Below are 3,605 nucleotides of genomic sequence, written 5' to 3' on the forward strand. Positions count from 1 at the left end.
CGGCCCGGGCATGGTGCTGCGGGCGGATGTTTTGGCGGCCGCCATCGATGCCGCCGGGATCGGCCCGGACCGGCCGAAACTCCTGATGAGCCCACGCGGTCGGCCATTGACCCAGACCCGCGTTGCAGAGCTCGCCCAGGGCCCCGGCCCCCTGATCGTCTGCGGGCGCTTCGAGGGGATCGACCAGCGGGTGATCGACGGGCGGAGCCTGGAGGAGGTCTCGATCGGCGATTACGTGCTGTCCGGCGGCGAAATCGCGGCTTTGGCGCTGATTGACGCCTGCGTCCGGCTGCTGCCGGGGGTGATGGGCAAGGAGGCCTCGGGAACCGAGGAGAGCTTCTCCGATGGCCTTTTGGAGTACCCCCAATACACCCGTCCGCAGCTGTTCGAGGGGGCCCCGATCCCGGACATCCTGACCTCCGGCGACCACGCCAAGGTCGCCAGTTGGCGGCGGGCGCAATCGGAGGCCCTGACGGCGGCCCGGCGGCCCGATTTATGGGCCCAGATCCCACCCAAGCCGGCGAATCGGGCCGGTCGCCAAAAAACGCCAAAAAACAAGACAGACGGGTGACAAACGCTCCGGCTTGCCTTATAGGAGCGGCCAAATCCGCAATGGCTGGATAGACGAATTTTGCGCAGCCCCCCGTTTCCAGGGCTGGGCGCGCCGATGGAGATTTACCCATGAACCTGATCAAGCAGCTCGAGCAAGAGCAATTCGACAAGCTGTCCGCCGGCAAGGACATTCCGGAATTCGGTCCCGGCGACACCGTGATCGTCAACGTGAAGGTCGTCGAAGGCGACCGCACCCGCGTGCAGGCCTATGAAGGCGTCTGCATCGGCCGTTCCGGCGGTGGCCTCAACGAGAGCTTCACCGTTCGCAAGATTTCGTACGGCGAGGGCGTGGAGCGCGTATTCCCGGTGATGTCGCCGATGATCGACTCGATCAAGGTGGTGCGCCGCGGCAAGGTGCGTCGCGCCAAGCTTTATTACCTGCGTCAGCTGCGCGGCAAGTCGGCCCGCATCGTCGAGAAAACCGAGCACGCCAAGGCCGTCAACGAGTAGGCTTCGCCTACAGTCGAGTTTCCGAAAGCGCGGGGCAAAACCCCGCGCTTTTTTGTTGCGTCAGCCGTGCGCGTCAAAGCCCTCGCGATTCCGGTTCGGCCTGCTATATATTCGTAGAATGTTTCCAGATCGGACCAGCATGGAGCCCATCAAGCGCATCGTCATCGACGATCGCTCGCGGCTGCCTGGACGGTTCTTCGGACGCTTCGCGACTTCGGCAACGTCAGAGCTTACGCGCGCAGCCTAAAAGCTGCGCTGACGATTTTGTTGCCCGGCGCGCCACCCGCGCTCTTCGCTGACACACATCCTTCGGAGCTGACGCTCATGTCCAAGCCGACCACATTGTACGACAAGATCTGGAACGACCATCTGGTGCACGAAGCCGAGGACGGCACCTGCCTGCTCTACATCGACCGTCACCTGGTGCACGAGGTGACCTCGCCCCAGGCGTTCGAAGGCCTGCGCGCCACCGGCCGCAAGGTCCACGCGCCGGAGAAGACGCTCGCCGTCGTCGACCACAACGTGCCGACCACCGACCGCACCAAGCCGAATCCCGATCCTGAAAGCATCGAGCAGATCAAGGCGCTGGCCGAGAACGCCAAGGAATTCGGCATCGAATATTACAACGAGTTCGACAAGCGCCAGGGCGTCGTCCACGTCATCGGCCCCGAGCAGGGCTTCACCCTGCCCGGCACCACCATCGTCTGCGGTGACAGCCACACCTCGACGCATGGCGCCTTCGGCGCGCTCGCGCACGGCATCGGCACCTCAGAGGTCGAGCACGTGCTGGCGACGCAGACGCTGATCCAGAAGAAGGCGAAGAACATGCGCGTCACCGTCGACGGCAAACTGCCTGACGGCGTGACGGGCAAGGATATCATCCTGGCCATCATCGGCGAGATCGGCACCGCGGGCGGTACCGGCTACGTGCTGGAATACGCCGGCGATGCGATCAGCGCGCTCAGCATGGAAGGCCGCATGACGGTCTGCAACATGTCGATCGAAGGCGGCGCCCGCGCCGGTCTCGTTGCGCCCGACCAGAAGGCGTTCGACTTCCTGCGCGGCCGGCCCAAGGCGCCGAAGGGCGCGGACTGGGATGCGGCCATGCGCTACTGGGAGAAGCTGCGCTCCGACGACGGCGCGCATTTCGACAACGAGCTGCACCTCGATGCGGCCAAGCTGCCGCCGATCGTGACCTGGGGCACGAGCCCGGAGGACGTCATCTCGGTGACCGGCATCGTGCCCGATCCCGACAAGATCGCGGACGAGGCCAAGCGTCTGTCCAAGCATCGCGCCCTGAAATACATGGGCCTGACGGCGGGAACGAAGATCACCGACATCAAGGTCGACCGCATCTTCATCGGCTCCTGCACCAATGGCCGCATCGAGGATCTGCGCGCGGCCGCCAAGATCGCGGAAGGCAAGCACGTCTCGGCGCATGTCAACGCCATGGTCGTGCCGGGCTCCGGCCTCGTGAAGGAGCAGGCGGAGGCCGAAGGTCTGGACAAGATCTTCCTCAAGGCCGGCTTCGAATGGCGCGAGCCGGGCTGCTCGATGTGCCTCGCGATGAACCCGGACAAGCTGGCGCCGGAAGAGCGCTGCGCCTCGACCTCGAACCGCAACTTCGAGGGCCGCCAGGGTTTCAAGGGCCGCACCCATCTGGTGTCGCCGGCAATGGCGGCAGCGGCGGCGATCGCCGGTCACTTCGTCGACGTCAGGGACTGGCGCTAAGCCGCTCCCTGCAATTGTAGCGATCGCGGCAAATCGCCGTTAATCGATCGCCTGACACTCTCGTCCTCGCGAGGATTTCGCGAGGACGAAAGCCATGGCCAACAAGCCGGAATATGTCGACCTGATCGGCGAGGCCACGCGCCAGCACCGCCGGCCCGCTGCACGCTTGCGCGTTGTCGCCAAGCCGGAGGTCGAGGAGACCTCGAAGCTCAGCCGCTGGCCGCCCGCGATGTTCAAGCAGTGGAAGTTCGAGAACCTGACGCGGTGGAAAGCTTCGTCGTGGAAGCTGAAGGATTGGCTCTAGGCCAAATTCTCCGTCATGGCCGGGCATAGCCGTCCGTACGACGGCGTCGCTTCCGCTCGCCTATGTCCCGGCCATCCACGTTTTTAGGCGCTGACAGAAAGATCGTGGATGCCCGGGACAAGCCCGGGCATGACGACACAACTCACATCACCAATAGCGATACGGATGGTGCCAGCGATGCCAGCGGCAGATGCGGCGCGGGCCGTAATAGGTCCAGATGATCCGGCAGCGGCGCGGATAGTGGTAATAGGGGTAATAGCCGCCGACATAATAGCGCCGGTGGAAGTGGCGATGGCCGTAGTGAGGCCGATAGATCCCGTAGCGATGAAACCCGCCATAGCGGTGAACGCCACCATAGCGATAGCCACCGCCATGGAAGGCCGGCCCGGCGCGGAAGCCGCCGATATGGCCGCCGCGAAATCCACCGCCGCGGAAACCGCCGATATGTCCTCCGCCGCCATGGAAGCCGCCACCGCGGAAGCCTCCGCCGCCGTGAAAATGTCCGCCC

At 64.7% G+C, this 3,605-nt stretch carries 4 protein-coding genes and 1 pseudogene; 4 read left to right on the forward strand and 1 reads right to left on the reverse strand.

The window, feature by feature from the left end; translation table 11 throughout:
• The 4 genes from MOV75_RS30995 to MOV75_RS31010 all read left to right on the forward strand — a co-directional run.
• Positions 1-571: tRNA (guanine(37)-N(1))-methyltransferase (locus MOV75_RS30995; protein ID WP_247007222.1), on the forward strand; the 571-nt coding region annotated here is incomplete at its 5' end.
• A 110-nt stretch (positions 572-681) separates the two neighbouring features.
• Complete coding sequence (gene rplS / locus MOV75_RS31000) at positions 682-1,062, forward strand: 50S ribosomal protein L19 (RefSeq protein ID WP_246931323.1); 381 nt, start codon at positions 682-684, stop codon at positions 1,060-1,062.
• Between the two features lie 324 nt (positions 1,063-1,386).
• On the forward strand, positions 1,387-2,793 hold the full coding sequence (leuC, locus tag MOV75_RS31005; RefSeq protein ID WP_246931322.1) for a 3-isopropylmalate dehydratase large subunit: 1,407 nt from the start codon (positions 1,387-1,389) through the stop codon (positions 2,791-2,793).
• A 94-nt stretch (positions 2,794-2,887) separates the two neighbouring features.
• Complete coding sequence (locus tag MOV75_RS31010; protein WP_246931321.1) at positions 2,888-3,097, forward strand: hypothetical protein; 210 nt, start codon at positions 2,888-2,890, stop codon at positions 3,095-3,097.
• 147 nt (positions 3,098-3,244) lie between these two features.
• Here the strand turns inward: MOV75_RS31010 and MOV75_RS31015 are convergent.
• Positions 3,245-3,605, reverse strand: a pseudogene (locus tag MOV75_RS31015) (hypothetical protein); the annotation flags it as partial.

The sequence above is a fragment of the Bradyrhizobium sp. PRIMUS42 genome, from assembly GCF_023006515.1.
Taxonomy (GTDB): domain Bacteria; phylum Pseudomonadota; class Alphaproteobacteria; order Rhizobiales; family Xanthobacteraceae; genus Bradyrhizobium.